This is a genomic window from Mesorhizobium sp. M1348, assembly GCF_040317925.1.
Classification (GTDB): Bacteria; Pseudomonadota; Alphaproteobacteria; order Rhizobiales; family Rhizobiaceae; genus Mesorhizobium.
On the sequence record NZ_JAMYLH010000021.1, the window covers coordinates 64,408 to 90,087 of the forward strand.

Annotated in this window: 24 protein-coding genes; 9 read left to right on the top strand and 15 right to left on the bottom strand. The window is 62.9% G+C overall.

Features of this window, described 5'->3' with window-relative positions:
• Positions 1–8 precede the first annotated feature (8 nt).
• The 8 genes from NKH13_RS26350 to NKH13_RS26385 all read right to left on the bottom strand — a co-directional run bounded on the left by NKH13_RS26350 (position 9) and on the right by NKH13_RS26385 (position 8,035).
• Entirely contained in the window at positions 9–299 is a 291-nt protein-coding gene (locus NKH13_RS26350; protein ID WP_023678291.1) for an HlyU family transcriptional regulator, read from the bottom strand.
• 112 nt (positions 300–411) lie between these two features.
• Positions 412–1,092: a PadR family transcriptional regulator gene (locus NKH13_RS26355; RefSeq protein ID WP_352915480.1), complete on the bottom strand. Its 681-nt coding sequence runs from the start codon at positions 1,090–1,092 to the stop codon at positions 412–414.
• 425 nt (positions 1,093–1,517) lie between these two features.
• A complete protein-coding gene (locus tag NKH13_RS26360) occupies positions 1,518–1,898 on the bottom strand; it encodes a thiol-disulfide oxidoreductase DCC family protein (RefSeq protein ID WP_352915519.1) in 381 nt (126 codons plus the stop codon).
• 103 nt (positions 1,899–2,001) lie between these two features.
• Positions 2,002–2,295 carry a GYD domain-containing protein gene (locus NKH13_RS26365; protein ID WP_352720864.1) on the bottom strand — a complete coding sequence of 98 codons (294 nt, stop codon included), beginning with the start codon at positions 2,293–2,295 and terminating at the stop codon, positions 2,002–2,004.
• A 235-nt stretch (positions 2,296–2,530) separates the two neighbouring features.
• Positions 2,531–3,106, bottom strand: coding sequence for a hypothetical protein (locus tag NKH13_RS26370; RefSeq protein ID WP_352915483.1), 576 nt, complete (start codon positions 3,104–3,106; stop codon positions 2,531–2,533).
• A gap of 10 nt (positions 3,107–3,116) precedes the next feature.
• Positions 3,117–5,138 carry an RNA polymerase sigma factor RpoD gene (rpoD, locus tag NKH13_RS26375; protein ID WP_023719339.1) on the bottom strand — a complete coding sequence of 674 codons (2,022 nt, stop codon included), beginning with the start codon at positions 5,136–5,138 and terminating at the stop codon, positions 3,117–3,119.
• A 374-nt stretch (positions 5,139–5,512) separates the two neighbouring features.
• Positions 5,513–7,489, bottom strand: coding sequence for a DNA primase (dnaG, locus tag NKH13_RS26380; protein ID WP_352915486.1), 1,977 nt, complete (start codon positions 7,487–7,489; stop codon positions 5,513–5,515).
• Positions 7,490–7,645: 156 nt separating this feature from the next.
• The gene (locus NKH13_RS26385) at positions 7,646–8,035 is read right to left on the bottom strand and encodes an RcnB family protein (protein ID WP_352915522.1); all 390 of its coding nucleotides are present in this window, start codon (positions 8,033–8,035) and stop codon (positions 7,646–7,648) included.
• Positions 8,036–8,412: 377 nt separating this feature from the next.
• On the opposite strand from NKH13_RS26385, the gene NKH13_RS26390 reads away from it, so the two are divergent.
• The 3 genes from NKH13_RS26390 (at position 8,413) to NKH13_RS26400 (ending at position 11,729) form a co-directional block, all read left to right on the top strand.
• Positions 8,413–10,077, top strand: coding sequence for a Na/Pi cotransporter family protein (locus tag NKH13_RS26390; protein ID WP_352915488.1), 1,665 nt, complete (start codon positions 8,413–8,415; stop codon positions 10,075–10,077).
• 132 nt (positions 10,078–10,209) lie between these two features.
• Positions 10,210–10,419, top strand: a complete 210-nt coding sequence (locus tag NKH13_RS26395) for a DUF2061 domain-containing protein (RefSeq protein WP_023678301.1) — start codon at positions 10,210–10,212, stop codon at positions 10,417–10,419.
• A 128-nt stretch (positions 10,420–10,547) separates the two neighbouring features.
• A complete protein-coding gene (locus tag NKH13_RS26400) occupies positions 10,548–11,729 on the top strand; it encodes an MFS transporter (protein WP_352915490.1) in 1,182 nt (393 codons plus the stop codon).
• A 2-nt stretch (positions 11,730–11,731) separates the two neighbouring features.
• On the opposite strand, the gene NKH13_RS26405 is transcribed toward NKH13_RS26400, so the two are convergent.
• Complete coding sequence (locus tag NKH13_RS26405) at positions 11,732–12,289, bottom strand: GNAT family N-acetyltransferase (RefSeq protein WP_352720874.1); 558 nt, start codon at positions 12,287–12,289, stop codon at positions 11,732–11,734.
• A 64-nt stretch (positions 12,290–12,353) separates the two neighbouring features.
• A complete protein-coding gene (locus NKH13_RS26410; RefSeq protein WP_023678304.1) occupies positions 12,354–12,803 on the bottom strand; it encodes a GatB/YqeY domain-containing protein in 450 nt (149 codons plus the stop codon).
• 321 nt (positions 12,804–13,124) lie between these two features.
• On the opposite strand from NKH13_RS26410, the gene carA reads away from it, so the two are divergent.
• Positions 13,125–14,342 carry a glutamine-hydrolyzing carbamoyl-phosphate synthase small subunit gene (gene carA / locus NKH13_RS26415; RefSeq protein WP_352915493.1) on the top strand — a complete coding sequence of 406 codons (1,218 nt, stop codon included), beginning with the start codon at positions 13,125–13,127 and terminating at the stop codon, positions 14,340–14,342.
• Between the two features lie 55 nt (positions 14,343–14,397).
• Here the strand turns inward: carA and NKH13_RS26420 are convergent, their stop codons facing one another.
• Together NKH13_RS26420 and ypfJ are read right to left on the bottom strand one after the other, a co-directional pair.
• Positions 14,398–15,666: a TCR/Tet family MFS transporter gene (locus NKH13_RS26420; RefSeq protein ID WP_352915496.1), complete on the bottom strand. Its 1,269-nt coding sequence runs from the start codon at positions 15,664–15,666 to the stop codon at positions 14,398–14,400.
• A 151-nt stretch (positions 15,667–15,817) separates the two neighbouring features.
• The gene (ypfJ, locus tag NKH13_RS26425; RefSeq protein ID WP_352466697.1) at positions 15,818–16,738 is read right to left on the bottom strand and encodes a KPN_02809 family neutral zinc metallopeptidase; all 921 of its coding nucleotides are present in this window, start codon (positions 16,736–16,738) and stop codon (positions 15,818–15,820) included.
• A gap of 207 nt (positions 16,739–16,945) precedes the next feature.
• On the opposite strand from ypfJ, the gene NKH13_RS26430 reads away from it, so the two are divergent.
• Positions 16,946–18,994 carry a hypothetical protein gene (locus tag NKH13_RS26430; RefSeq protein ID WP_352915499.1) on the top strand — a complete coding sequence of 683 codons (2,049 nt, stop codon included), beginning with the start codon at positions 16,946–16,948 and terminating at the stop codon, positions 18,992–18,994.
• Positions 18,995–19,028: 34 nt separating this feature from the next.
• Here the strand turns inward: NKH13_RS26430 and mntR are convergent, their stop codons facing one another.
• Positions 19,029–19,484, bottom strand: coding sequence for a manganese-binding transcriptional regulator MntR (gene mntR, locus NKH13_RS26435; RefSeq protein WP_023678308.1), 456 nt, complete (start codon positions 19,482–19,484; stop codon positions 19,029–19,031).
• A 236-nt stretch (positions 19,485–19,720) separates the two neighbouring features.
• On the opposite strand from mntR, the gene NKH13_RS26440 reads away from it, so the two are divergent.
• Positions 19,721–21,088, top strand: coding sequence for an Nramp family divalent metal transporter (locus NKH13_RS26440; RefSeq protein ID WP_352855082.1), 1,368 nt, complete (start codon positions 19,721–19,723; stop codon positions 21,086–21,088).
• Between the two features lie 154 nt (positions 21,089–21,242).
• Positions 21,243–21,896 (top strand): dihydrofolate reductase family protein, encoded by a 654-nt coding sequence (locus NKH13_RS26445; RefSeq protein WP_352720883.1) that lies wholly within the window; start codon positions 21,243–21,245, stop codon positions 21,894–21,896.
• 54 nt (positions 21,897–21,950) lie between these two features.
• On the opposite strand, the gene NKH13_RS26450 is transcribed toward NKH13_RS26445, so the two are convergent.
• On the bottom strand, positions 21,951–22,820 hold the full coding sequence (locus NKH13_RS26450) for a LysR family transcriptional regulator (RefSeq protein WP_352915502.1): 870 nt from the start codon (positions 22,818–22,820) through the stop codon (positions 21,951–21,953).
• A 92-nt stretch (positions 22,821–22,912) separates the two neighbouring features.
• Here NKH13_RS26450 and NKH13_RS26455 point away from each other — a divergent pair, with 92 nt between their 5' ends.
• Positions 22,913–23,512 carry a LysE family translocator gene (locus tag NKH13_RS26455; protein WP_352720886.1) on the top strand — a complete coding sequence of 200 codons (600 nt, stop codon included), beginning with the start codon at positions 22,913–22,915 and terminating at the stop codon, positions 23,510–23,512.
• Positions 23,513–23,679: 167 nt separating this feature from the next.
• Here NKH13_RS26455 and NKH13_RS26460 read toward each other — a convergent pair whose 3' ends face one another.
• Entirely contained in the window at positions 23,680–24,858 is a 1,179-nt protein-coding gene (locus NKH13_RS26460; RefSeq protein WP_254820339.1) for an MFS transporter, read from the bottom strand.
• Positions 24,859–25,051: 193 nt separating this feature from the next.
• Here NKH13_RS26460 and NKH13_RS26465 point away from each other — a divergent pair, with 193 nt between their 5' ends.
• Entirely contained in the window at positions 25,052–25,408 is a 357-nt protein-coding gene (locus NKH13_RS26465; protein WP_023719360.1) for an ArsR/SmtB family transcription factor, read from the top strand.
• The last annotated feature ends 272 nt before the right edge of the window (positions 25,409–25,680 follow it).

A 25,680-nucleotide genomic window follows, 5' to 3' on the forward strand; every position in this document is an offset into this window, starting at 1 on the left:
TAGCCGATCTACCCGAAGATCTTTTCGCCTTGCTCGTCGACCAGTTGGATGCCCTTTTTGATCGAGATGTCGACGGCGTCATCAAGCCCGGCAAAGCGGTCGGCGCGGATGAATTTGTGCTCCTTCATCACGCCGTCGATCTCCTTCGAAACCACGCCGCAGGTCTGGTACTGGCCCTCCGCCTTGTAGGGCGTGGCGCTGATCAAAAATCCCTTGTGCTCGATCTGCTTTGCCGGCGCCGCTGTCTTCGGCTCGGCGGCTTCGTTGCCTCCGCCGAAAAGACGCTTCAGAAAAGACATGGGTATCCTCCAACGGCAATCATCCTGCACCACATAGCGCGGTGCAGGATGATTTTCAGTACGGGTCCTTGGCCGAGCGGGCAAGGGCCGCAGCTGGTTTGGCACTCAGAGGTCAGTCGCGCGACAACGCTTCCAAGGCCTCTGCGGCAGCTTCCAATATGCTGATTGCCTCGGCCTGCTTTGCTTCAGGCGCATCAACGATTTCGCCGAGCGCGGCGCGTAGCCGGTGGCGCACGGCGCGAAACTCGTCGCGCTTTTCCGAGCGGCCGCGGCCGCGCCGGCCACCGTCGCCGTCATCGTTCCAGCCGAACCAGTCGCGCGCCTTCGCCATCTTGCGGCCGAAGCGCTCGAGATGTTCGAGCACGTGGTCGATCATCTCGCGATTTTCGTTGAGGTGCGCCTGCCCAGCCTCGGTGATTGAAAACACCTTCTTGTTGCCTTCCGCCGCAGAAACGGCGTAGCCGGCCTCTTCCAGGAAGGTCAGCGTCGGGTAGACCACGCCGGGGCTCGGGCTGTAGACGCCGCTGGTGCGCTCCTCCAGCGCCTTGATGATGTCGTAGCCGTGCCGCGGCGCCTCGGCCAGCAGCGACAGCGTGATCAGCTTGAGGTCGCCGTCGGCCAGCATGCGCCCGGCGCGGAACATGTCGCCCGGTCCGCCGCGTCCGCCGCCTCTCATGCCATGCCCGAACGGGCCGAAGCCGCCGCGCCCACCGAACTTGCCGGCCATATGCATGAAAACGCGCTCGGCGTGTTCGCCAAAACGATGATGCCCGAAATGATTGCCTTTGTGCATCGTCTGCTCCTTGAGTTATGTCTTAAGATATATCTCAACTAGATACCCACAGCGACCGAGTCAAGATATATCTTACGATGTATCTGGAAATAGCGCCCGGCAGGTTTGATTTTCGCCGGCAAGGGCGGCTGGGAAGCGCGTAAGGGCCGAAGGCCACTCAGTAAGTGTCTGACGTGAAGCAACGCATCGACACCCGGTCGTACCGGGCAGTTACGCCAAAGACCGGCGAATGGATGCCAGGCGACGGACCGGATGCTTCAGGGAAAATCCCAGATGATTGTGAAAAACCTCGCGCAGAAGCCTCCGACGCTGCTGCTGGTGCTGCCGGCGGTGCGCCGCATCGTTAGCTGGGTTTGCGAGCCTGTGGCTCGATAGCCGGCCCATGCGGAAGGCTTGGAAACAATCTCCCGGCCATTGCCGCCCCGTTACCAGCGGCCCTTGCGCCGGTTCCAGGCGTAGAGCAGATCGGCGAAGCGATTATAGGCATAGCGCGTCAGCGGTAGTGCGGCGGGATTGCCGAACAGCGTCGCCAGCCAGCCTTCGCCGGGCGTCGCCCGCCACACGGCAATGGCGACATCGGCGCCAGCCAGCAGATTGCCGCTCGCATCCGTCGCATGCAGCCGGCGCCGGATATCCTCCAGCCCGATGCCGTATCCGGCCAGTGCCGCCGGTTCGGCATTGATGTCGCGAAATTCGATCCGCCCGGCCTTGACCGCCTCGATCAGCCGCCGCTTCTGCCGGCTGATACCGGCATCACAGACCGGACAGCGCGTATTATACCAGACGGTCAGCAGCGGCTTGCTCATGTTTCGAAACGGCACCAGAGGGACGCGCACCGACTATCCGGCAAACGCCGTTGCGCCGCAACGCAACACGACACCCGCGAAATGGCCAAGCCTGGAGCGCAACCTACCCGAGCGAGGTGATGATCTCGCGATAGGCATCCTCCGGGAAAGCCTTGAGCGTCCGCGTCCTGACGTTGCCGCCCGTCGCCAGCATCAGCGAGAAACGGGCGAGCACCGCATCGTCGGGCGCTTCGACCACCGCCACCATGTCGCAATCCCCCATGGTGAGATAAAATGCCTTGAAGGACCCGCCCATGTCTCCCAACAGCTTTTTGGCGGCATCGAGCCGCTTCGGCGACTCGCGCACATTTTTGGCGCCTTGCTCCGTCCAGTTGATCAGCACGATGTAAGTTGTCATGGCACACCTCCCTCCGGAGCCACGGAGCACGGCGTCCAACCGCCGGGGCGGGCATCCGGGGTTGTCGCCCAGAGAATGCATCCGTCGCGGAATTATCCTCCCACGACCGGTGCACCGCAAGAACAACCGGCCGGATGATAAAATCAAAAAAGGCGCCGGATGGCGCCCTCTGAATCGTTCGGTCATTCTTGAGTGTCAGCTCCTCAGACGGTTCCGAGCATGCTCGAGCACGACGTCAGCTATCGACCGTCCTGATCAAGCCCTGCTCTGACAGATCGATTTTGTCCTTCAGAATGTATCTGTGGCCAAGGCCAACCGAATTTTCCGGAAGTCCCAGATAGGCGGCGAGTTCCTCATGGAGGTCGAGCGGAGCCATGTACTCTTTCGCTCCATCCATTCCCAATATCTGAAGCAAATCGTCAGGCGCGGCCTGCTTGCCGATCATAGCCAGCAAGGCGGGAGCGTCTTCCAGCCGAGGACGCATGTCCTCATCGTCAGGGTCACTCATCTCCATGCCCGGACAGGAATTGTAGCGCGATTGGAGAACACCGTGCTTTGCCGCCCAGAGGTTTAGCTGTTCCTCATCATAGACGGTAATCGCGATGCCGATGCAGGTCAGATCGAGGGTCAGGCTCTGAAGCAAGGATTCAATCCAGCGCGGGTCGAGCTGGTCTGTGTAACGGTCGGAGAAAGTGGTCCAACCATTCTGTTCGGTTGTGACAAAGGCGTCGATGGTCTTCGTCCTCAGCCAGTTGACCAACGCTTCTTGCCTTGGCCCCTTTATGCTGACGGTTCCGTAGGTCGCGCCCACCTAAAAATCCTCAGCTGTCGAGGAAGCTTCTGAGCTTGCGCGACCGGCTCGGGTGCTTGAGCTTGCGCAGCGCCTTGGCTTCGATCTGGCGGATGCGCTCGCGGGTGACCGAGAACTGCTGGCCGACCTCTTCAAGCGTGTGGTCGGTGTTCATGCCGATGCCGAAGCGCATTCTGAGCACGCGCTCTTCGCGCGGCGTCAGCGAGGCCAATACGCGCGTCGTCGTCTCGCGCAAATTGGCCTGGATCGCTGCGTCGATTGGCAGGATCGCCATCTTGTCCTCGATGAAATCGCCGAGATGCGAATCCTCCTCGTCGCCGACCGGCGTTTCGAGCGAGATCGGCTCCTTGGCGATCTTCAGCACCTTGCGCACTTTTTCCAGCGGCATGGCGAGCTTTTCTGCCAGTTCTTCCGGCGTCGGCTCGCGGCCGATCTCATGCAGCATCTGGCGCGAGGTGCGCACGATCTTGTTGATCGTTTCGATCATGTGCACCGGAATGCGGATGGTACGCGCCTGGTCGGCGATCGAACGGGTGATCGCCTGCCGGATCCACCATGTCGCGTAGGTCGAGAACTTGTAGCCGCGGCGGTATTCGAATTTGTCGACCGCCTTCATCAGGCCGATATTGCCTTCCTGGATCAAGTCGAGGAACTGCAGGCCGCGATTGGTGTATTTCTTGGCGATGGAGATGACGAGGCGCAGATTGGCCTCGACCATTTCCTTCTTGGCGATCGCGGCCTCGCGCTCGCCCTTCTGCACCTGGTTGACGATCTTGCGGAATTCCTGGATCGAAATCGCCGTCTCGGTGGCGAGGTTCTGGATCTCGGCACGCAGGTCGCGGATGGCGTCCTTCTCGTTCTTGGTGAATTCCTTCCAGCCGCGCGAGGTTAGGTTGCCGATTGAGCGCGTCCAGTTCGGATCGAGCTCCGAGCCCTGATATTCCTTGAGGAACTCCTCGCGGCGCACGCCATAGCTTTCGGCCAGCCTGAGCAGCTTGCCCTCGTTCTGCACCAGGCGCTTGTTGATGTCGTAGAGCTGCTCGACCAGCGCCTCGATGCGCGCCGTGTTCAAGGACAGCGACTTCACCGCCTTGATCAGCTGGTCCTTCAGCTCCTTGAGCCGGCGGTCCTGGCTGGGCGACAGCGTGCCGGCGGCGGCCAGCCGGTTCTCGACCTGCTGGTCCTGCAGCTTGCGCAGTTTCTTGTAGGTGTCGGCAATGACGTCGAGCGTCTCCATCACCTGCGGGCGCAGTTCCGCTTCCATCGCCGCCAGCGACAGGCTCGCCTCGTCATCGTCTTCCTCGTCGTCGTCCACCAGGCCACGGGTGTCGCCGCCGACATTGGTGATGTCGTCCTCGTCCTCGCGCGACCGGCGCGGCTTTTCCTCGGTCTTGGCTTCCTCGATACGCTCGACAACCGGCGCCTGCTTGGCCTCCGGCCCGGCATAGGTCGCCTCGAGGTCGATGATCTCGCGCAGCAGGATCTTCGATTCGTTGAGCTCGTCACGCCAGATGATGATGGCCTGGAAGGTCAGCGGGCTTTCGCACAGGCCCGCGATCATCGTCTCGCGGCCGGCCTCGATGCGCTTGGCGATCGCGATTTCGCCCTCGCGCGACAGAAGCTCTACCGAGCCCATCTCGCGCAGATACATGCGGACTGGATCGTCGGTGCGGTCGGTCGGCTCTTTCTTGGTCGTGGTGGCGGCGACGGCGGTGCCGGTCTGCTCGGCCAGCTCGTTGGCATCTTCCTCGGCATCAGCGGCGGTATCGGCGGCTTCGGGCTCCTCGCCCTGCTCGTCGTCCTCGACCACATTGATGCCCATGTCGGAAAGCATGGCCATCGTGTCCTCGATCTGCTCCGAGGTCACTTCCTCCGAGGGCAGCACCGAATTCAGCTCGTCCATGGTGACATAACCGCGCTTCTTGGCGGCCTTGATCATCTTCTTGACAGCATCGTCGGAAAGGTCGAGCAGAGGGCCATCGGTCGCGGCCTCGCGTTCGGTCTCGACTTCTTCCTTTTCTTTTGTCGCCATAGTCTTTATTTTCTCCAAGCGGCTGAGTATCAAAGCCGCGTAAGCTGCTGGTCCGGTCAAATTGGATGCGCTCCTTCCAGAACGCGCTTTACCGGGCCAGTAACTGCATCTCTCGTTAAGTCCAGATTAACCCTGATATCTGTGGCAAGCGGACTGCCTGTCCAGTGATCAGTACCTTACATCGCTGCATTCCCGTCGATGCCAAGGCGGGTTAACGTTTCGAATCGACCTGATTCCGCCATTCTGCCGGAAGGTCAAGCGCCTCTCGCATGATTCGCATGAAAAAAGCGAATCAATTACCCGACTTAGAGCACCGCACGCTTGATTCAACGCGCAAGCACGTCCTTACATCTCAGTCTTCTGGAGGCTTCGATCTAAACGCGCCCAGCCCTGCCCGACGATACGCCAAACCCTTCAATCAGCGCTTCCGTTGCCTGCACATCACGAAATTGCGCCTGGATTTCGACCAGGTGCCGGTAGTTTTCGTCCGTGGGATCGCTGGCGAGCGCTGCTTCCGCCTGCTTCAGCTCCTTATGTAAGGTGCGCGCGCTGCGCTGCAAGTGGAGAGCCTGGCTGAACGCATCGCGAGCATCGTCGAGTGCTGCCGTTTCCAGCGCCGGCCATTGCCGCGCACGTTTGATCAGCGCCACCGCGCGCTGCCAGATCTCACCGCAGCCGGCCCGCTCGATCGTCGCGATTACAGCCTCGCGGTTGTTGGCCATATCGTGCGCCATGGCGTCAAGGATGGCCGCATGCAGCCGCTTCAGATCGGAATTGGCGAGATCGAGGAACTCGACATGGGCGAAATTCTCGTCGATCAGCACCGGATGGTTGACGAGGGCCGCAATGATCGTCGCCTCGCGCACCGACATGCCCTCGCCGCCGCGTTTGACCAGCGCCGAGCGGCCGAGGCTTTCGGTGATCGCGGTGCGCCCACCGGCACCGCCGCCACGTGCAAACTGCCCGCCGGGTGCTGAGGCCCTGCCCGGAAAGCGCTCACCGGGCCGTCCGTCCTGACGTCCCTGGCGTCCGCGCTGGGTCCCGAAGAAGCTCTGCACCCGCTCGCGCATTTCCTGTTGGTAATGATAGCGAAGGCTCTCGTCGCGGATGCGGCTGGTCAGTTCGCGCAGCGTCTTTTCGAGCTCCGCCCGCCGTTCCGGCGTGTCGAAGACGCCGCCGGCGGTCTCGCGCATCCACAGGAGGTCGGCCAGCGGCCGCGCATCGGAAAGCACGGCGCGGAATGCGTCCGGCCCTTCGGCCTTGACCAGATCGTCGGGATCCTTGCCCTCCGGCAGCAGGGCGAAGCGCACGGAGCGGCCTGCCTGGACCGCCGGTAGCGCCATGTCGGCGGCGCGCCACGCTGCCTTCAACCCGGCCTGGTCGCCGTCGAAGCACAGCACCGGCTCGCCAGCCATGCGCCATAGAAGTTCGAGCTGGTTTTCAGTCAACGCGGTGCCGAGCGGCGCCACCACGTTTTCGAAGCCGGCCTGCGCCAGCGCGATCACATCCATGTAGCCTTCGACGGCAATGACCGTGCCGCCCGTGCCCAGCGCCCCCTTTCCCAGCGCCGCCTTTCCCAGCGCTTGGCGCGCACGGGCGAAATTGTAGAGAACGTTGCCCTTGTGGAAGAGCTCCGTATCGGGCGAGTTCATGTATTTGGCCAGCGCATCCGGCGCCAGTGCCCGCCCGCCGAACGCGATGATCTTGCCCCTGGAATCCGGGATCGGGAACATGATGCGGTCGCGGAACCAATCGTAGGAAACCGGGACGTCGTCGCCATGGCGCACCAGCCCGCATGCCTCGATGTCGGCCTTGGGGACACCCTTGGCGGCAAGGTGCTCCTTCAGCGCGTTGCGGCTGTCGGGGGCATAGCCGAGGCGGAAAGACTGCTGCGTCGCCGGTGTCAGGCCCCGGTCGCGCAGATAGGCGCGGGCCTTTGCCCCTTCCGGTCCCTGCAGTCGTTCCTGGAAGAACACCGTCGCCATCTCCATGACGTCGGTCAGGCTGGCGCGTTCCTTTTCGCGCCGCTCCTCCTGGGCATCGCGAACCGGCATCGGCACGCCGGCCATGTCGGCGATCTTCTCGACGGCCTCGGGAAAGCTCATCCCATCGAGTTCGGTCAGGAACTTGAAGTGATCGCCCGAAACCGAGCAGCCGAAACAGTGATAGCGGCCCTTCTTGTCCTCGCAGTGGAAGGACGGGCTCTTCTCGCCATGGAACGGACAGCACGCCCAATAATCGCCGCGTGGCGCGTTGGTCTTCTTCCTGTCCCACGCGACGCGCTGGCCGATCACCGAAGAAATCGGTACGCGGTCGCGGATCTCGTCGAGGAAAGCAGGCGGAAAGCGCATGGGGGACAGCTCGTTTGGCCTCCATATAATCACACGGGCGAAGCCCGACGACTCCTAATGGCGACCATACCCGGTTTTCACAGGCCAAAGGAGAAGGCGGCCCGCGGGCCGCCTTCGCGATCTAAACCGGCGCAGCGCCGGTCAGCCGTTCCGGGCTCACTGCGCGGCGATGGCGCCGAAAATCAGGCCGGAGAGAACGCTGACCAGCAGATAGTCGTTGCCGACCCGGATCCATTCCTGGCCGGGACCCGGACGGCGCAGGCCATAGTGGCGATAGTCGCGGATCGGCTGGTGACGTTTCCAGCTCGAATATCTCTGGCCGTTGCGCCAATGGCTGCGCTTCACCACGACCTTCTTCTTCACTATGACGCGCTTGTTCACGTCGACATGCTTGTTCACGTCGACATGCCTGCCGGGCCTTTGCCAGTCGACCTGGCTGTAGTTCGACTGCGGCGCGTTTGGTGTGTTCAGTGGTGCAGCCTGGCCTTGCAAGGCGGTTGCAGCCAGCATCGAGAAGCCAACGGCGGAAAGAACGATACGTTTTATAGCGGGTACTCCTTGGTTGTCGATGCCTAGGAATAGAGCCGGAAGAATGAACCGAAACTGAACACAGAGATTACGTTTTCGTAATGATTTCTTACATTTAGCACGACTAATTCAGCGCTACCTTTAAAGCGGCCGTCCGAGAATGGACGCATGACCCTCCGCAACTCGGCAGTCTATGCAACCATTTTGTCAGCCATCCATTTCCGACACGCTCCGTCGCGCGCCAACAGGCGTCCGAACCGCGCAAAATTTATTATTCGGCTAAAATAAATCGGAGTTATATTAACCTCTGCAATGTCCACGATTCGCGCCCACTTTTGCCCCCTTGACGTCACGGCGCCCGCGTCGCTGGCATCTGTCGGGTTGCGGGGTTGGGCATGAGTGGCTCTGTCGTTTTGCTGCACCTTGCCGGTGCGGTCGCATTGATGCTGTTTGCCACCCGTTTGGTGAAGACCGGCGTCGAGCGCGCCTATGGCGATGTGCTGCGCCACAAACTGCGCGCCACAATGCGCAATCCGTTCATGGCGGTTCTGGCCGGCTGCGGCCTGGCTGTCGCATTGCAAAGCTCGACCGCCGTCACCTTGCTGGTCGGCTCATTCGCCGGCTCCGGCATCGTCAGCGGCATGTCGGGCCAGCTTGCGGTGCGCGGTGCCGAGATCGGCTCGGCGCTGGTGGTCAAGCTGCTTACCTTCGATCTGTCGCTGCTGGTGCCGGTCTGCCTTGTCGCCGGCACCGTCATGTTCATGGCCACCGAGCGGCGCGACTGGCGCCAGTTCGGCCGCATCCTGGTCGGCATCGGCCTGCTGCTTCTGTCGCTGGAGATGATCGGCCAGGCGTCGGAGCCGCTGCGCCAGAGCACGCTGATGCCACTCATCGTCGATTACTTCTCTGGCGATCCGGTCACCGCCTACCTTCTGGCGGCGTTGGTCACCTGGCTGTTCCATTCCTCGATCGCCGCGGTGCTGCTGATGGTGACGCTGGCCGGCCGCGGCTTCATCCCGCCCGAACTCGGCATCGTGCTGGTGCTCGGTGTCAATCTCGGCTCTTCGATCATCGCGCCGCTTCTAACCCGCAACGCAGAACCCGGCGTTCGTATCGTGCCGATCGGCAATCTCCTGATGCGCGGCATGGGTTCGCTGATCATGCTGATCCTGTTTCTGTCGTTCAAGCCGCCGGTCGCCTTCTTGGGCAGCACCGTGCCCGAGCAGATCGTCAATGCCCACATCGTCTTCAACATCCTCATCCTGATCGCTGGCCTGCCGCTGGCGAGCCTGGTCTATCGCGCCTCGGAAAAGATCGTGGCGCTGGGCACCAAGCCTCAGCCCGCCAACGCGCTCGACGTCGTCGAGCTTTCCGCGCTCAACGAAAGTGCGCTCGACGTGCCCAGCCAAGCCTTGGCCAACGCCACCCGCGAGGTGGTGCGGGTCTGCGAGACAGTCGAGATCATGCTGAAACGGATCATCGAGCTCTATGAGAGCGCCGATGCCGACAAGATCGGCGCGCTGGCCGCACTCGACGACCGTGTCGACAGGAAGCACGCGGCGATCAAGCTCTATCTGGCCAAGGTCACCAAGAACCCGTTGAGCGAGGACGAGGCGCTGCGTTGCCAGGAGCTGATCGGCGCCTGCGTCAAGCTGGAGCAGGTCGGCGACATCATCGTGCGCAACATGCTGGTCCACGTGAAGAAGAAATTCGAGCGCGGGCTGGAGTTCACGCCGGAAGGCTGGCGCGAGCTTTGCGCCTTCCATGCCTTGGTGCTTGCCAATGCCAGGCTTGCCTTCAACGTGCTGGTGTCTCGCGATCCGGAGACCGCTCGCCAGTTGGTGCTGGAAAAGGACCGGCTGCGCGACCGCGAGAAGGAAACCAGCCAGAGCCATTTCGTGCGGCTGCGCGACGGCACCGCCAAGAGCGTCGAGACCAGCTCCATCCATCTCGACACCATTCGTGACCTCAAGCAGATCAACTCGCTGCTCGCCTCGATGGCCTATCCCGTGCTCGAGGAGCGCGGCCTGCTCACCGGTTCGCGGCTGAAGGCTGGATAGATTGCGTCCACAAGCCGGGTAGCTTCAGAACATCGCCTATGAAAATTGCTGTGGGCCAATGCGCAAAAATTATCTTTGCGCCACCTCCTGTCTGTCGGCTAAAGATCGCCGCATCTACCGGAAGGAAAGTCGATGGACACCCATTCTCGCAGCTTCGCCAAAGCGCTTTCCTGGCGCGTCACCGGTACCATCGACACGATGATCATTTCGCTCGTCGTGACCGGAAGCATCAAGCTCGCCGCGGCCATCGGCCTGACCGAGGTCGTCACCAAGTCGCTACTCTACTATCTTCACGAGCGGGCGTGGCTGAAAATTCCTTATGGAAGGAAGGCAGCCGCCTAGCTCTTGCCTCCGCGGCGGGCGCCTGACCGGCGATCAAGAAAAGCTAAAGCGGCGTCGACAATTTCTGGATTGCCCGCCGCCCTCATCCGTGGTTTGAGGCCACCTTATCCGAGGATCGCCTTTCCGCCATGCTCCCCCTCATTGCCCTGTTCATTGCCGCCTTCGCCTTCGGCACCACCGAATTCGTCATAGCCGTCGTGCTGCCGCAGGTGGCGGATGGCCTTGGCGTCGCGATCCCGACCGCCGGTTATCTCGTTTCCGGCTATGCCGGCGGCATTGCAGTCGGCGGCCCGCTGCTGGCGCTCGCTACCAAAAGGTTCTCCCGCAAGGCTCTGCTGCTTGGACTGACTGCGGCTTTTACCATCGGCCAGGCGGCCTGCGCGCTGGCGCCCGACTTCGCCTCGATGCTGCTGTTGCGGATAGCGGTGGCCGTCGCGCATGGTGCCTATTTCGGCGTTGCCATGGTGGTGGCCGTCGGCCTGGTGCGCGAAGACCAGCGCGGCATGGCGGTAGCGCTGATCCTGTCCGGCCTCACCGTATCGAACGTAATCGGCGTTCCGGCCGGCACGGCAATCGGCAACATCTGGGGATGGCGTGCGACATTCTGGGTGATGTGCGCGCTCGGCGTGGTGGCCTTCGCGGCAATCGGCGCCCTGCTGCCGCGCAAGACGGGATCGTCGAACCCGTCCGTCAGTCTTGGCAGTGAGGTCCGCGTACTCGCACGCCAGCAGGTCTGGACCTCGCTCATCATCATGCTGATGCTGATGATCGGCCAGTTCGGCCTGTTCACCTACATCACGCCGACGCTGCTTGAGGTCACCGGCCTCGACGAGAAATGGATACCTTGGGTGCTCCTGCTCAACGGTGTCGGCGCAACGATCGGCGTCTTTGTCGGCGGGCGGCTCGCTGACTGGAAGCTGATGCCGTCGCTTATCGCCATGCTTTTCCTGCAGGCGGTGATGCTCGCCTTGATCTACGCCGTCAGTTCTTACCCGCTGCCGATGGTGATAGCGATCTTCGTCTGGGGCGGCCTCAACTTCGCCATCGGCACGCCGATCCAGACCCGCATCCTGACCTGGACCGCGGACGCCTCCAACCTTGCCTCGTCACTCATTCCGTCGGGCTTCAACGTCGGCATCGCACTCGCCGCATCGCTCGGCGCGGCCATGCTCAATGCCGGCTATGGCTATCGCAGCCTGCCGGTGGTTGGCGCGATCGCCATGCTGGTCGCGGTCGCGGTCGCGCTTGCCTCGCATGTCTGGGAATGGCGCAGCCGGGCTGCGCCGCCGCTGCCGGCTGCCGCCGAATAGGGCTACAGATCGATCCGGTAGCGCAGGCTTTCTACGCCGCCATAGGCAGCGTCTTCGAAGAAACGCCCGACAAGCCGGCCGCCATTGGCCAGAACGACCTTCTGCGAGGGCACATTGTGAGGCTTGCAGGTGATTTCGACGAAGGGCAGGCCAACCGCCCTCGCCTCCTCCAGCATCAGCCGCAGCGCCTCGGTCGCATAGCCACGTCCCTGTTTCCACGGCACCACCGCATAGCCGATGTGGCCGAGCACGTGCGACGGCAGCGCCGCGGTGCCGGGCTGCCAGCGCAAGCCGATCGAGCCTAAGACTTCCCCGTCCCAGATCCAGCGCCGGAATCCGGGCAGCCGCGGCACCGTCGAACCGTCCGGCAAGGCAATCGGCGGTCCCTTGCCATCGGAATCGTCGAGATCGGCAAGGAAAGTCGCTGGATCCTTTTCGATAGCCGCAAGCTGCTCGCGCGTCGCGTCGAGCAGCCGCACATTGTCCGGCGACCAGCCGCGCTCGAGGGCCGCCTTGTAGGACGGCAGGTGTTCAAACGCCGGTTTGACGAGTTCGATCATGAGCGCGAGCTTTTGGCTGTCCGCCAGGATTGCGGGCGCGACGGCAAGGGCCTTCCACAGCAGTCTACTGAAGCAGGCTCTTGACGATGCCGCTCGCCTTGGAGAAATCCATCTGCCCGGCGTATTTTTCCTTGAGCGCCGCCATCACCTTGCCCATGTCCTTGACGCCGCTGGCGCCTGTCTCGGCGATGGCGGAACGGACGGCGCTTTCCGTCTCGGCCTGGCCCAGTTGCGTCGGCAGGAAGTCGCGGATGATCGCCATCTCGTCGCGCTCCTGCGCTGCAAGCTCCGGCCGCTTGCCGTCATCGAACGCCTTGGCCGATTCCTCGCGCTGCTTCACCATCTTGGCAAGGATCTGCAGGATTTCGTCGTCGCTGGCCGGCTCCTTCCCGGCGCCGCGATTGGCGATGTCGCGATCATGAATGGCCGCCTGGATCAGCCGCAATGTGGGCAGCCGGCGCTTGTCCTGCGCCTTCATCGCGCTCTTCAGGGATTCGGCGATTTTTCCTCGCATAGTGCTTTCTCCTTCAAATGCGGCGGACAATAGTCGTGCCGATAGCTCAAGGCAAACTCGATGGCGTCCGGCAAACCGCTGATATTGTTCGACGAAATAAATCCAGGCTCGCACGGCGCGGCATCATTGACCGCCTTGGCGCCTTCCCCTATGTACTGGGCCTTGCATGAATTGAATTCTAGTGCACGTCGCCCAAAAGTGCGTAGCGGTTTTGGGGCCACGACATGCACAAGTGAAAAGTTAGCGCGCCGAGGCTGTGAGATTGCCGCTTCGCGCCTTTTGTTGCGCCGATTGAGGGGCGCAGCCTTTAGGAGTGCCGCCATGGCAACGATGACCGCCGCGTCGACCCCCCCTTGGGCCACCGAGAGGCCGACAGCCCTGCTGGTGCTGGCCGACGGCACCGTCATCGAGGGCCGCGGTCTGGGCGCTTCCGGCTCCGCCGTGGCTGAGGTCTGCTTCAACACCGCGCTGACCGGCTACCAGGAAATCCTCACTGACCCATCCTATGCCGGCCAGATCGTCACTTTCACCTTTCCGCATATCGGCAATATCGGCACCAATGACGAAGACATCGAGGACCTCAATCTGCTGGCCCGCGCCGGCGCCGTCGGCGCCGTGTTCAAGGCCGATGTCACCAACCCGTCGAACTACCGCGCCGGAGCCGGCCTCGACCAGTGGCTGAAGAAGCGCGGCATCGTCGCACTTTCGGGCATCGACACGCGGGCGCTGACCGCGCTGATCCGCGAAAAGGGCATGCCCAATGCCGTCATCGCGCACGCCCCAGACGGTACCTTCGACATCGATGACCTCAAGCGCCGCGCCGCCGCCTGGTCCGGGCTCATCGGGCTTGATCTGGCCAAGGAGGTCACCTCCGGCCAGTCCTCGGTCTGGCGCGAGACGCCCTGGGTCTGGAACGAGGGCTTTGGCGAACAGGCCGACCCGTCGATGCACGTCGTCGCCATCGACTACGGCGTCAAGCGCAACATATTGCGCCTGCTGGCCGGCCTCGGCGCCAAGGTCACCGTGGTGCCGGCCAAGACCGGCGCCGAGGAGATCATGGCGATGCGGCCGGACGGCATTTTTCTGTCCAACGGCCCCGGCGATCCGGAAGCCACCGGCGACTACGCCGTGCCGGTCATCCAGGATCTGTTGAAGACCGAAATCCCGCTGTTCGGCATCTGCCTCGGCCACCAGATGCTGGCGCTGGCGCTGGGCGGCAAGACCGCAAAAATGCATCAGGGCCACCACGGCGCCAACCATCCGGTCAAGGACCACACCACCGGCAAGGTCGAGATCGTCTCGATGAACCACGGCTTTGCCGTCGACGCCGACTCGTTGCCGAGCGGCGTCGAGGAAACCCATGTCTCGCTGTTCGACGGTTCGAATTGCGGCATTGCGCTGACCGGCAAGCCGGTCTTCTCGGTCCAGCATCATCCGGAAGCCTCGCCCGGCCCGCAGGATTCGCATTATCTGTTCCGCCGTTTCGTCAATCTGATCCGCGAAAAGCGCGGCGAGCCGGCACTGGCCGAGCGTGTCTAGCGCATTGCGTAAAAACGGATTTGACTGACGGCGCCGGCCGGGCTCCCGGCGCCGATCAAGCCCCGTCCGTCACCGCTTGCTGCGCGTGCATGCGTTTGACTTCCTTCGGCGTCGGCTTGGCCACCCTACTGACGAAGACGACGAGCGCCAGCGTGAGGAAAATCGCGCCGAGCAGATACGGGGCACCGCCGAAAACTATGGGCGCGCTCGGCCCCGTGAACCAGGAAAAGATCGCCGTATAAAACAGCGGTGTGATGATTGAGGTGATCGAGAAGATCGAGGTCATCGCGCCCTGGAGTTCGCCCTGGGCGGAGGGTGGCACCTTGGCGGCCGCCAGGCTTCTGAGCGGCGGGTCGGCCAACGCCTCGAGACATCCGACGACGATCACTGCATAGATCATCCAGCCTTGTGACGCGAAGGCGTAGCCGAAGGCGCTGAGTGCGGTAAATGCCAGACCGATTACCGCCGTCTTCCACTCGCCAAGTGTAGGGATCACGCGCGGCAGGACTGTCGCCATGACGATCGCGCCGCACAGGCCGAAGGCTCCGAGCGAGAAGCCGATCTGTTGTTCGCTCCAGCCATAGCGATAACTGGAGACGAACGACCAGACCGCAGGATACATCATGTGCCCGAGCGTCATCAGAAAGAAGACAAGTCCGATCCAGCCGATACCTTCATAGTTGCGCATCTGGACGAGCGTGCCGACCGGGTTCGCGCGTTTCCACGCGAAGCGGCGACGGTGCTTGTTATCAAGCGTTTCCGGCAACAGAAACAGCGCGATCAGAAAGTTTGCGAAAGCAAGCCCTGCAGCGAAATAGAACGGAACGCGCGGCCCGAACGTGCCGAGCAACCCGCCCAGGACCGGCCCGATGACGAAGCCGACGCCGAAAGCAATGCCGAGCAGCCCGAAATTCTTCGCACGATTTTCGTCGGTCGAGATATCGGCAATGAATGCCGATGTCGTTGAATAGCTGGCGCCGGAAATGCCGGCCAGCACGCGGCCAATGAACAGCATCGGATAGGACCAGGCGATAGCGCAGATCAGATTGTCGATAGCGAACGTCAGCACCGAGGCGAGCAGAATCGGCCGCCGCCCGAACCGGTCGCTCAACCCGCCCATCACTGGTGCGAAAACGAACTGCATCGCCGCATAGACGAAGAACAGCCAGCCGCCCTCGATAGCCGCCTCACTGATGCCGACGCCGGTCAATTCCCTGAGATAGGCCGGCAGCACCGGCATAATGATACCGAAGCCAATGACGTCGAGCAGCAGGGTGGTGAAAACAAGCGCAAGGCCCCGCCTGGCGGTTTTGGGGTCTATCATGATGGTATCTCCTCGGGCCGCCCGAGCGAACGGGAACACACCTTATAGGCGAGCACATCGCTGGGAACAATGAGGGAACGGGCAGAGTGTTTTCATCCTGACATCCCCCTGACTGCGATCCAGTCTCTCGGATTACGAGAAAACCGTCGGCTCAGATCGGGTTGTTGAACGTGTCGCAGTCCGATAGCTTGCCGTTCTGGAAGCCGCGCGCCAGCCAGGTCTGCCGCTGCTGAGACGTGCCGTGGTTGAAACTTTCCGGCACGACGTAGCCCTGCATCTTCTTCTGCAGCGTGTCGTCGCCGATCTGCTTGGCGGCGTTCAGTGCCTCCGCCATGTCGCCCTGTTCCAAAATGCCCTTCTGACCGGTGAAATGTGCCCAGATGCCGGCAAAGCAGTCGGCCTGGAGCTCGACCTGCACCGACATCTGGTTGGCGTCGCCCTCGCTCATATTCTGCCGCATCTGGTTGAATTTGGGCAGGATGCCGGTCAGGTTCTGCACGTGATGGCCGACCTCGTGCGCGATAACATAGGCCTGTGCGAAATCGCCCGAGGCGCCGAACTGCTGGTCGAGTTGCTGGAAGAAGGTGGTATCGAGATAGACCTTGCGATCGTTGGGACAGTAGAATGGTCCGGCCGCTGACGAGGCAGAACCGCAGGCGGAGCGGATCTGACCGCTGAACAGGACCAGTTTTGGATCTTGATAGGTCAGACCTTCGGATTGGAAAATACCGGTCCACGTATCCTCGGTCTCGGCCAGCACGGTCGACACGAACTGCTTCATCTCGTCGGACGCCGGCGCACCGGTGCCGCCGCCCTGCCCGCCGCTATTGTCGGTGATCTGGCCGCCGCCGCCAGGCTGCAAGCCGCTGTCATCGAGAATTTGGCTCGGGTCGAAGCCGAAATACCACCCTGCCAGGAAAATCAACGCTACGATGATAATGCCCGACATGCCGCCGCCGCCGGCGCGACCGCCGATCGGGATGCGAAACTGCCCCGGACCGCCGCCAAGCCCGCCACTCTGGCCGCGCTCGTCCTCGACATTGTCACTTTGACGGCGGCCTCTCCAGAGCATGGCAACTCCCCGTGATGCACGTTTGCACTCAACCCGCCGATGTCCTGGCCGGTTCCAACCCAGCAAACAATTATCCCAATGGTTACGCCAAGTCACAGTATTTTTCGCGCTAACGAGCAATGCCTGCTGACGCGGGTCTGCTCTGGCTTAGACGTCGCAAGGTCTGTAGCATCCACCGTGGCTGTGGAAGCGAGGGGGCGCTTGCGGATGCTCGGGCGGGTTCTGTTGCTGTTTGCGGCATTGTCTTGCCTAGGCCCCGCGCCGGCCAGCGCCGTCACTCTCGATTCCAGTGTCGCAATCACCGATCCCGAGACCTTGCAGGCGCTCGAGCGCGGCGGGCTATCGATCAGCCGTCTGCTTGGGCCAGCGCTCGGACTGACACGCGACGTCGACAATCGCGGGCTGTTTTCGGTGCGCGCGCTGAGCCCGGTCCGCAACGCCGTCAAACAGCAGATCTTAGACGAACCAAGGAACAGCCCCGACTCCTATGTAGCCGCTCTGGCAAAGTCGAAAGACATCAACCAGAAGTTCAATCCGAAATACATCGACGACGACGGTTCGACGCTGGACCTGACCGGCATCGTCAATCGCATGGATCGCGGCTATCTCGGCCACACCGAATGCGGCGAGATCAGGCTGATCTACCGCTTCCACTATTCGGTCGAGGAGAAGCCTGGGCAACGCATTTCGTCGCGCCTGCCGCTGACCCTGAGCCTGGTCTTCAACGCCATACCGGCTTCGGCACAGACTCGCGCCTCGAAGGACCGTCCGCGCTCGGCTAACGGTTCCTGCGCGGACGTGGCGAAGTGCTGGCTTGTCGCCGGGCAGAAGAATCTGGAGCCGGATCAACTGGCGGCCTGGCTGCGCTCGGAAGAAGGCCCGCTTTCCAGCGCGATGTTGAATTCTTCGCAGACCATGCGGCTCGAGCTCAACATGCAGGTCGTGCGCCTATCGGCTTCGAGCCGGCGAGATTTCGGCGGCCACGCCGAGTATCTGTTGAAGGTATTCAAGTGGGACCCTGCCAAAGCCATTTTCCAGGAAGCGAAAATGGAGAACCAGATCGACCGCAAGCTGGTGCTGGCCGACAGGCAAACCTTCGAAAGATGGCTGCTCACCGACCGCAACATCTATGATCTCGACCGTGGCCGTCTGGTGATCGACGAAAAATTCCTCGCGACCACCGCGGTTTCGGTGGCACCCGGCGGTATGAACCGGTCGCAAAACAATTTGGCTTTTGGGCTGCTCGACGACGATGCTATCGACAAAGCGCTCAGGGACTATGTCGCCAAGGGCAATACGCTTCGCACCGTCAAATCGGTGGCCGGCTTCAATCTGCGCCTCAACGAGATGACCTGCACCGGCTGTCACCAGACGCACGGCATCGCCGGGTTCCATTACACCGGCGCCGACCCGGCCAACGAACCGCGCCGCAACGCGGTGTTCGTGCCGGGCTCGGCTGTGTTTTTTGCCGACCTGCCGCGCCGCCGCGCCATTGTCGAGTCGTTCGCCGCTGGCAGACACCCGGATTTCAGCCGCGGCTTTGCCGGCCGTCCGGAGGCAAAATACGCCGAAGCGCTGAAAGGCACCGATCTCTACAATGGATGGGGCTCGATCTGCTATCGCGGCGCCGACCCAAGTTTCGTGGACTGGACCTGCGACGAAGGCCTGCGTTGCGCCGGGGTCCACGAGAGCGCCATCCATCCGGGCTTTGGTACCTGCGTCAGCGAGGCCGGCACCGCGGTCGGCGATCCGGTGGAGTTCGGCGAGATCAGGATGTCGAAATGGGGCAACGACCAATATTGCCGTCTGTCACCGGCAACCGCGAAGGCCTGCGCCATCGACCCGGCCAGGGACAGAAAACCGCCGATAAAGCTCGCCGGCTACGGCGCGGCGCGCCAGCGTTACGATAATCCCGAGCAGAAGACTGGCGGCTTTCCCGGCGGCATGCTGCGCAAGGCGACCTGCGAAAAGCTGCCCGACGAGGCAAGCTGCGGCCGCCTCGCCAAGACCGGCTTCAACGACTGCATAGGCTCCGGCAAGGACCACAAATTCTGCACCAGGGAATTCACCAAGACCGCTGGCCTGCGTGCTTGCGACAAGGCCCATCCCTGCCGCGAGGACTATATCTGCACCGCCGGTTTTGACGATCTGCCGGAAGCAAAGCCCGGCAAGGGCACTTGCATCCCACCCTATTTCATCTTCCAGTTTCGCGTCGATGGTCACCCGCGCAACTGGGTGCAGGATACGAACGAGTGAGCAGGTCAGTCGCACTGCATATCGCTTCGATCAATCAGCGCGCGGCGATTATTGCCTTGCGAAAGGCTTCGAGCGTCTCGGCGCTGACATGGTGCTCGATGCCTTCGGCGTCGATGCGCGCCGTCTCGGCGCTGACCCCGAGCGAGCGCAGGAAGGCCTCGACCGTCTGGTGGCGAATGCGGCTCTCTTCCGCAACCTTGCGGCCGGCATCGGTCAGGAACACGCCGCGATAGGGCTTCCGGGAGACCAGCCCGTCGGCGCACAGCCGCGTCAGCATTTTCGCCACCGTCGGCTGGGCGACGCCGAGCCGTGCCGCGATGTCGACCTGGCGCGCCTCGTTGCCATCCTCGATCAGGTCGGCGATGAGCTCGACATAATCCTCGACCAGCGCACTGCGGCGCGCTTCACGCGTCTGCCTGAAGCCTTCCGAGTGGATTTCTGCGTCAGGCAGCGGCTTTTCGCGAGGAACCGGTCTTTTCTTCAGCGCCAATACGCGCTCCTCCCGGCAGTTTGAATCGACATTGCAGTCATAACACGGAACCCTATTGGTTCTGGCCGTTTATTTCCATTCGGTGGCCGGTGCAACCGGCGTTCACTGCCGTTCCGGCCGCACGGCCAAGCGGCCACACGAAAAAGCTCCGACAATGAAATATAGCATATTGCATAATGTTCAGCCGTGGCATAGATAAGGAGGCAACATCTATCGCGCGAGTGGAAAGCCAGTTCATGTCGGAAGCCGAAGCCACCTCAGCCCCCCGGTCCATGTGGCGATTTGCCCGCCCGGAGGACGGCGAGCAGCCCAGCCTTCGCGAAGTCAACGCCACGATCGCCGTGCCGCACTCGGGGATTTGGCTTCGCCGGCTGTTCGCCTTCATGGGGCCGGGCTACATGGTTTCGGTCGGCTACATGGATCCGGGCAATTGGGCGACCGACCTCGCCGGCGGGGCCCAGTTCGGTTACACGCTGCTGTTCATCATCATGTTGTCGAACCTGATGGCGATCCTGCTGCAGGCGCTCGCCGCCCGGCTCGGCATCGCCACCGGCCGCGACCTCGCGCAGGCGTGCCGCGCCTATTATCCGCGACCGGTCAATTTCATGCTTTGGGTCGCTTGCGAATTGGCCATCATCGCCTGCGACCTGGCCGAGGTCATTGGTACGGCGATCGCCTTGCAACTGCTGTTCGGGATTCCGCTGATCGGCGGCGCCATCATCACCGCGCTCGATGCCTTCCTGCTGTTGTTGCTGATGAACAAGGGCTTCCGTTTCCTCGAGGCCTTCATCATAGCGCTTTTGATCATCATCTTCGGCTGCTTCGCCATCCAGATCTTTGCCGCCGCGCCGCCGGTCGGCTCCATCCTGCATGCGATGTTCGTGCCGTCGTCCGAGATCGTCACCAATCCGGCCATGCTTTACATCGCCATCGGCATCATCGGCGCCACGGTGATGCCGCACAATCTCTACCTGCACTCCTCGATCGTGCAGACCCGCGCCTATGAGCGCACCGATCGCGGCAAGCGCGACGCCATCAAATGGGCGACGACCGACTCTACCATCGCGCTGATACTGGCGCTGTTCGTCAATGCCTCCATCCTGATCGTATCGGCGGTGGCGTTCCACGGCACCGGTCATCATGACGTTGCCGAGATCGGCCAGGCCTTCCAGCTTCTGTCGCCGCTGCTCGGCCTCGGCATCGCTTCGATCCTGTTTGCCGTAGCGCTGCTTGCCTCCGGCCTGAACTCGACGGTCACGGCGACGCTGGCCGGCCAGATCGTGATGGAAGGCTTCCTGCGGCTGCGCATCCCGCAATGGGCGCGCCGCCTGCTGACGCGCGGCATCGCCATCATCCCGGTGGTGGTGGTCACTGCGCTCTATGGCGAGAAGGGAACCGGCCAGTTGCTGGTCTTCAGCCAGGTAATCCTGTCGATGCAGCTTCCCTTCGCTGTCGTACCGCTGGTGCAGTTCGTCTCGGACAAGCGCAAGATGGGTAATTTCGCCATTTCCCGCGCTGTTGCCGTGCTGGCCTGGGTGGTCGCCGCGCTCATCCTGGTGCTCAACTTCAAGCTGCTCTACGATACGGTCGTCGGTCTGGGCTGAGCGTTTCTCTGCTCCAAGCCGACGCAACAAGGTCGGCAGTCATCTGCCCTTCCAGCCCTGGAAATTTGCCGACCGCTGTCGGACAAATGTCCGTTCGCCCGTCCTTGGCCCGAAGTCCGGCCATGACGGCACGGATCAGGGAAAGGGAGCTCCAATGAGGAAGATCATCGCCGCAACATTCGTCAGCCTCGACGGCGTCATGCAGGCACCCGGCGGCCCGCAAGAGGACCCTGTCGGCGGCTTCAAATTCGGCGGCTGGACGTTTCACTACTGGGACGATGTGATGGGCGCCGCCATGGGCGAGACGTTTTCAAAACCGTTCGCGCTGCTTCTCGGCCGCAAGACCTACGACATCTTCGCCGCCCACTGGCCGTACCAGAAGAGCGGTCCGATCGCCGACAGCTTCAACGCCGTCACGAAATATGTGGCGACGCACAGGCCAGATACGCTGTCCTGGCAAAACAGCCAGCCGCTCGGCAGCGATGTCGTGGCGACGTTGCGCCGGATGAAGCAGGAGGACGGCCCGGACCTGCTCATTCAGGGATCGAGCGAGTTGATCCAGACCTTGCTCGCCAATGACCTGATCGACGAGATCAGCCTGCTGATTTTCCCGCTGGTGCTGGGCAAGGGCAAAAAACTGTTCGGCAGGGGCACGATACCTGCCGCCTTCAAGCTGACCCGTTCGCAGGTATCGACCACTGGCGTGCTGATGGCGAGCTATGAACGCTCCGGCGAGATCAAGACCGGGTCCTTTGCTCCGGAACAGCCGTCCGAAGCCGAGATCGAGCGGCGCAAGAACTGGAAATAGAGGCTGCGGGGCGATCAAGGACGGCTGAACACCGGCCGTCCTTTTTGCTGTTTTCTAAGCCGCCTCTCGCCGCCGTGCCAACCCATCGCGGAGGTGGCCCGCGAATGCCAATGCAGCCGGCGCGACGCCGTGCTTCGGCAAATGCAGATTGATTGAAAAATTCGGCAGCGACGGCAGTTCCGGATCGTTGGCCAAAATATCGAGGTCGGCAGGCACGGCTGACGCCAACCAGGTGGTGACGGCCAAGTCCGAACGCACCGTCGCCGTCGTCACGTCGATGCTGCCGTTTTCGAAGACGGTGCGCCATTCCAGCCCGTGCTCGTTAAGCGCCTCCAGCACCACCGGGCGGAACGCGCAGGTCTCGGCGACCATCGAAACCGGCAAGGGTCGCTTGCGGCGGGCGCCACCGCCTTTGGCGCCGACCCAGACCAGCCGGTCGACAACAAGGCATTCGCCGGGCGACCGACCGATCGGCTCCTCGATCACCGCGAGCTCAATCGTGCCCGCCGCCAAGGCCGCAGCCAACTCCGGCGACGAGGCGCAAACAAGCGAGATCTCGACCTGCGGATAGGCCTCGGCATAGGCCTTGAGCACCGGCGCAAGCAAGGTGCCGACAAGGTCGTAGGGCACGCCAAGCCGCACCTGACCGGCAACCGCATCACCCGCCATCTCCGCCAGGATCTCGTCATTGAGGGAAAGCAGGCGCTTGCCCTTGCCGAACAATCGCTCGCCGGAGCGGGTCAATCGCAATCCGCGCCGATCGCGGTCGAACAGGCTGCAGCCGAGAACCTCTTCCAGACGCTTGATCTGCTGGCTGACGGCACCTTGCGTCAAATGCAGCGCGTTGGCCGCCGCCGTCATGCTGGCCTTGTCGGCAACGGTGACGAAGGTTCGAACCAGGGCAGTATCGAGGTTGCGGAGCATCTGGTCATTATATTTGCTAATGCACATCATGGCAAACATTGCATTTACTGATGGGCCAAACAGCCTACGGTGCAGGCTTCAAAGGAAGCCGCATGTTTGAAACCGTCCTTCCCCTCCTCCTGTTCGCGCTGGTCTCAACCTCAACCCCAGGCATGGCCACGACCTTGTCGACGGCGTCCGGGGCGCAGTTCGGCTTTCGCCGCTCTATCCCGCTGATGGCCGGGAGTGCGGCCGGCCTGGCCACGGTGGCTGCGGCAGGTGCTGCTGGGCTCGCTGGTCTGCTGGCCGCCGCTCCTTCGCTGCAACTGGCAATGAAAATAGCCGGCACCCTCTATCTGGTATGGCTTGCCCTCAAGATCGGCCGCAGCGGCCCGCCCAATCTGGACGTGGCTATGGCAAAGCCGAACAGCTTTTTCGGTGGCGCCGGCCTGCAATGGATGAACCCCAAGGGCTGGGCCATGGGGCTGGGAGCGGCGGCATCCTTTGCCGCGCTCGCCAACGGGCCGCTGCAGCTCGCCGTGCTGCTCGGCACGGTCTTCGGTCTTGCCGCGGCCCTATCGCTGGCGGCGTGGTGCGTGGCCGGCACGCTGCTCGCCCGGTTGCTGCGAACCGAGCGGCAATGGCGCATGCTCAACATCATGCTTGGCCTGCTGCTGGCCGCCTCGATCATTCCGATGTGGCGGACAGCGTAAGACCAAGCTGTGGCGCGTCGCTCAGCAGCGCTTCAAACAGGTGTTTGGAAAGAGCAGGCGGCAAGCCTGCGAGCGGCGCTGGACGAAATCGCCGCGTTGGATTTCGACGCAGCGCCGGCCGCGAGTTGAATTATCGGCGGCCGGCAGCCAAGCTTTGCTAACAAGCCTTATTCGGCCGGCATCGCCACCGGTCGCGCCGCCAGATGGCCCGCCAGCACCACGCCCAGACCAATGATCGGGAATGCCGCCGCGACCACACCGAGGTCGGCCGGTGCGCCATAGCGCAGCACCGCAGCGCCAACCACCGCACCCAGTGCGACGCCGAGATAGAGTGCCGAAGCGTTCAGCGACAGCACGATGGGGGCGGCATCGGGCGCCAGCTTGATGATGCGGCTGGCCTGCGCCGGCGGGAATGCCCAGCCGACGATGCCCCACGGCACCATCATGGCCATCAGCGCCGGCCCGGCGATCTCGCGCGGCAGGAACATCGGGATCAGCGAAAACGTGACCAGCATGGCGGCACTCAGCGCCAGCGACCAGCAGACGGTGCGCGTCGCGCCGAAACGATCGGCGGCCTGCCCGCCGCCGATATTGCCGATGACCGCGCCAACGCCGAAAGCGAGCAGCATTCCGGGAAGCGCGATCGGGTTCAGTCCGCCACCTTCGATGGCGAGCGGCGCGACAAAGGCAAAGACGGTGAAGGCGCCGATCAGGGCCAGGATGGTCGTCACCAGGATAGGCATGACGCCGGGGCGAAGTGCCGCTGCCAGCCGCATCCGGAGCGGAAGCCTGGTGCCGACGATGCCGCGCGGCAGCCGGTACCACAGGATCGCGCCGGCGAGCGCGCCAAGGCCGGCAATGGCAAAGAAGGTGCCGCGCCAGCCGGCAACCGTCGCAACAAGCGCGCCAAGCGGCGCGCCGACCGCGACCGCCACGGTGGTGCCGCCGACGACCACGGCAATGGCGCGGGCGCGGTGATGATCGTCGACAAGCGCAACGGCCGTTCCCTGCGCGGTCGCCGCGAACAGGCCTGACGATAGCGCCATGACGATGCGCGCGATCAACAGCAATTCGAAGGAGGAGCTCAGCGCCGCGGCGACGTTGCCCAACACGAAGAACACCAGCGTCCACAGGATGACGCGGCGACGATCCCATTCGCCGGTCAGCGTTGCCAGGATCGGCGTGCCGATCGCATAGGCGAGCGCAAACGCCGTGATCAGCGTGCCGGCGAGCGGAACGGAGATGGCGGCATCCTTTGCAATGTCGGGCAAAAGGCTGGAGATGACGAAACCTTCGGTCGAAATCGTGAACGATCCGAGCGCAAGCCAGATGAGGCGCTTATCCATGGCAATTTCCTTAGTTCAAAGGTTATTGAACAATTGGACATAACAGGGCATGATGTCAATAAAGCCGCTGCAAAATAGCCGAACCATCCTGACAGCCCGGTGTCAGGATGGGGCGACGGGGCGAAACTATGTGTCCATCAGCCACGAGAGGAGATGCGTTGAAATCGGCCCCGAATGTGCTTAATTCCTGGGCATGACCTTGCCCCATCCCACCGCCGACCAGATCAGCCTGCCGAATGTGCTTGCCGTGCTCGGCGACCCGACGCGGTTGGCCATCGTGCGCTATCTCGCCAGCAAAGAGGGCGTGCCGCTGAATTGCAGCCGGTTCCTCGATCTCTGCTCGAAGACCAATCTGAGCTACCATTTGGCCAAGCTGCGCGAGGCCGGCGTCACCCGCACCGAAGCGGTTGGCACCAGCCGGCTGATCACGCTGCGCCGTGACGATCTCGACCGCCGCTTCCCGGGCCTGCTCGACAGCGTCATTGCCGCGGCCGGCGACGACGCATCGTTGCCGGCGGTCGGCGGCCACGAGATCGAAGTCCGCGCCTGAGCACCAACAGGGAAGCGTCCTTCCAGAACTTGGGTTCCTCGCCCCCACGAGAGTGGGGGAGAGGTGGCCCGGCGAAGCCGGGACGGAGAGGGGGCCTTGACGCTCCCAGAACGTTCAAGGAAGCTTCATTGTCCTCGACGCGCCGGTTTGCGAAGAGCCCCCTCTCCGGGCGCCGGGGGGGCCCCCCACCCCCCCCCACGGGGGGGGCGGGGGACCGCGCGCCCCCCCCCGCCCGCCCCCCCACGCATGACCGGCGAGCCCCGCAACACACA

Bases quoted from the DNA above. Each gene is read 5' to 3' on its own strand.
- rpoD (WP_023719339.1), bottom strand. From the start codon at position 5,138: ATGGCGACAAAAGAAAAGGAAGAAGTCGAGACCGAACGCGAGGCCGCG.
- carA (WP_352915493.1), top strand. From the start codon at position 13,125: ATGGCAACGATGACCGCCGCGTCGACCCCCCCTTGGGCCACCGAGAGG.
- NKH13_RS26440 (WP_352855082.1), top strand. From the start codon at position 19,721: ATGTCGGAAGCCGAAGCCACCTCAGCCCCCCGGTCCATGTGGCGATTT.
- NKH13_RS26400 (WP_352915490.1), top strand. From the start codon at position 10,548: ATGCTCCCCCTCATTGCCCTGTTCATTGCCGCCTTCGCCTTCGGCACC.
- NKH13_RS26360 (WP_352915519.1), bottom strand. From the start codon at position 1,898: ATGAGCAAGCCGCTGCTGACCGTCTGGTATAATACGCGCTGTCCGGTC.
- NKH13_RS26445 (WP_352720883.1), top strand. From the start codon at position 21,243: ATGAGGAAGATCATCGCCGCAACATTCGTCAGCCTCGACGGCGTCATG.
- NKH13_RS26350 (WP_023678291.1), bottom strand. From the start codon at position 299: ATGTCTTTTCTGAAGCGTCTTTTCGGCGGAGGCAACGAAGCCGCCGAG.
- NKH13_RS26365 (WP_352720864.1), bottom strand. From the start codon at position 2,295: ATGACAACTTACATCGTGCTGATCAACTGGACGGAGCAAGGCGCCAAA.
- dnaG (WP_352915486.1), bottom strand. From the start codon at position 7,489: ATGCGCTTTCCGCCTGCTTTCCTCGACGAGATCCGCGACCGCGTACCG.
- NKH13_RS26355 (WP_352915480.1), bottom strand. From the start codon at position 1,092: ATGCACAAAGGCAATCATTTCGGGCATCATCGTTTTGGCGAACACGCC.
- NKH13_RS26420 (WP_352915496.1), bottom strand. From the start codon at position 15,666: ATGATAGACCCCAAAACCGCCAGGCGGGGCCTTGCGCTTGTTTTCACC.
- NKH13_RS26455 (WP_352720886.1), top strand. From the start codon at position 22,913: ATGTTTGAAACCGTCCTTCCCCTCCTCCTGTTCGCGCTGGTCTCAACC.
- NKH13_RS26430 (WP_352915499.1), top strand. From the start codon at position 16,946: ATGCTCGGGCGGGTTCTGTTGCTGTTTGCGGCATTGTCTTGCCTAGGC.
- NKH13_RS26405 (WP_352720874.1), bottom strand. From the start codon at position 12,289: ATGATCGAACTCGTCAAACCGGCGTTTGAACACCTGCCGTCCTACAAG.
- NKH13_RS26450 (WP_352915502.1), bottom strand. From the start codon at position 22,820: ATGCTCCGCAACCTCGATACTGCCCTGGTTCGAACCTTCGTCACCGTT.
- NKH13_RS26395 (WP_023678301.1), top strand. From the start codon at position 10,210: ATGGACACCCATTCTCGCAGCTTCGCCAAAGCGCTTTCCTGGCGCGTC.
- NKH13_RS26460 (WP_254820339.1), bottom strand. From the start codon at position 24,858: ATGGATAAGCGCCTCATCTGGCTTGCGCTCGGATCGTTCACGATTTCG.
- NKH13_RS26465 (WP_023719360.1), top strand. From the start codon at position 25,052: ATGACCTTGCCCCATCCCACCGCCGACCAGATCAGCCTGCCGAATGTG.
- NKH13_RS26390 (WP_352915488.1), top strand. From the start codon at position 8,413: ATGAGTGGCTCTGTCGTTTTGCTGCACCTTGCCGGTGCGGTCGCATTG.
- NKH13_RS26410 (WP_023678304.1), bottom strand. From the start codon at position 12,803: ATGCGAGGAAAAATCGCCGAATCCCTGAAGAGCGCGATGAAGGCGCAG.
- ypfJ (WP_352466697.1), bottom strand. From the start codon at position 16,738: ATGCTCTGGAGAGGCCGCCGTCAAAGTGACAATGTCGAGGACGAGCGC.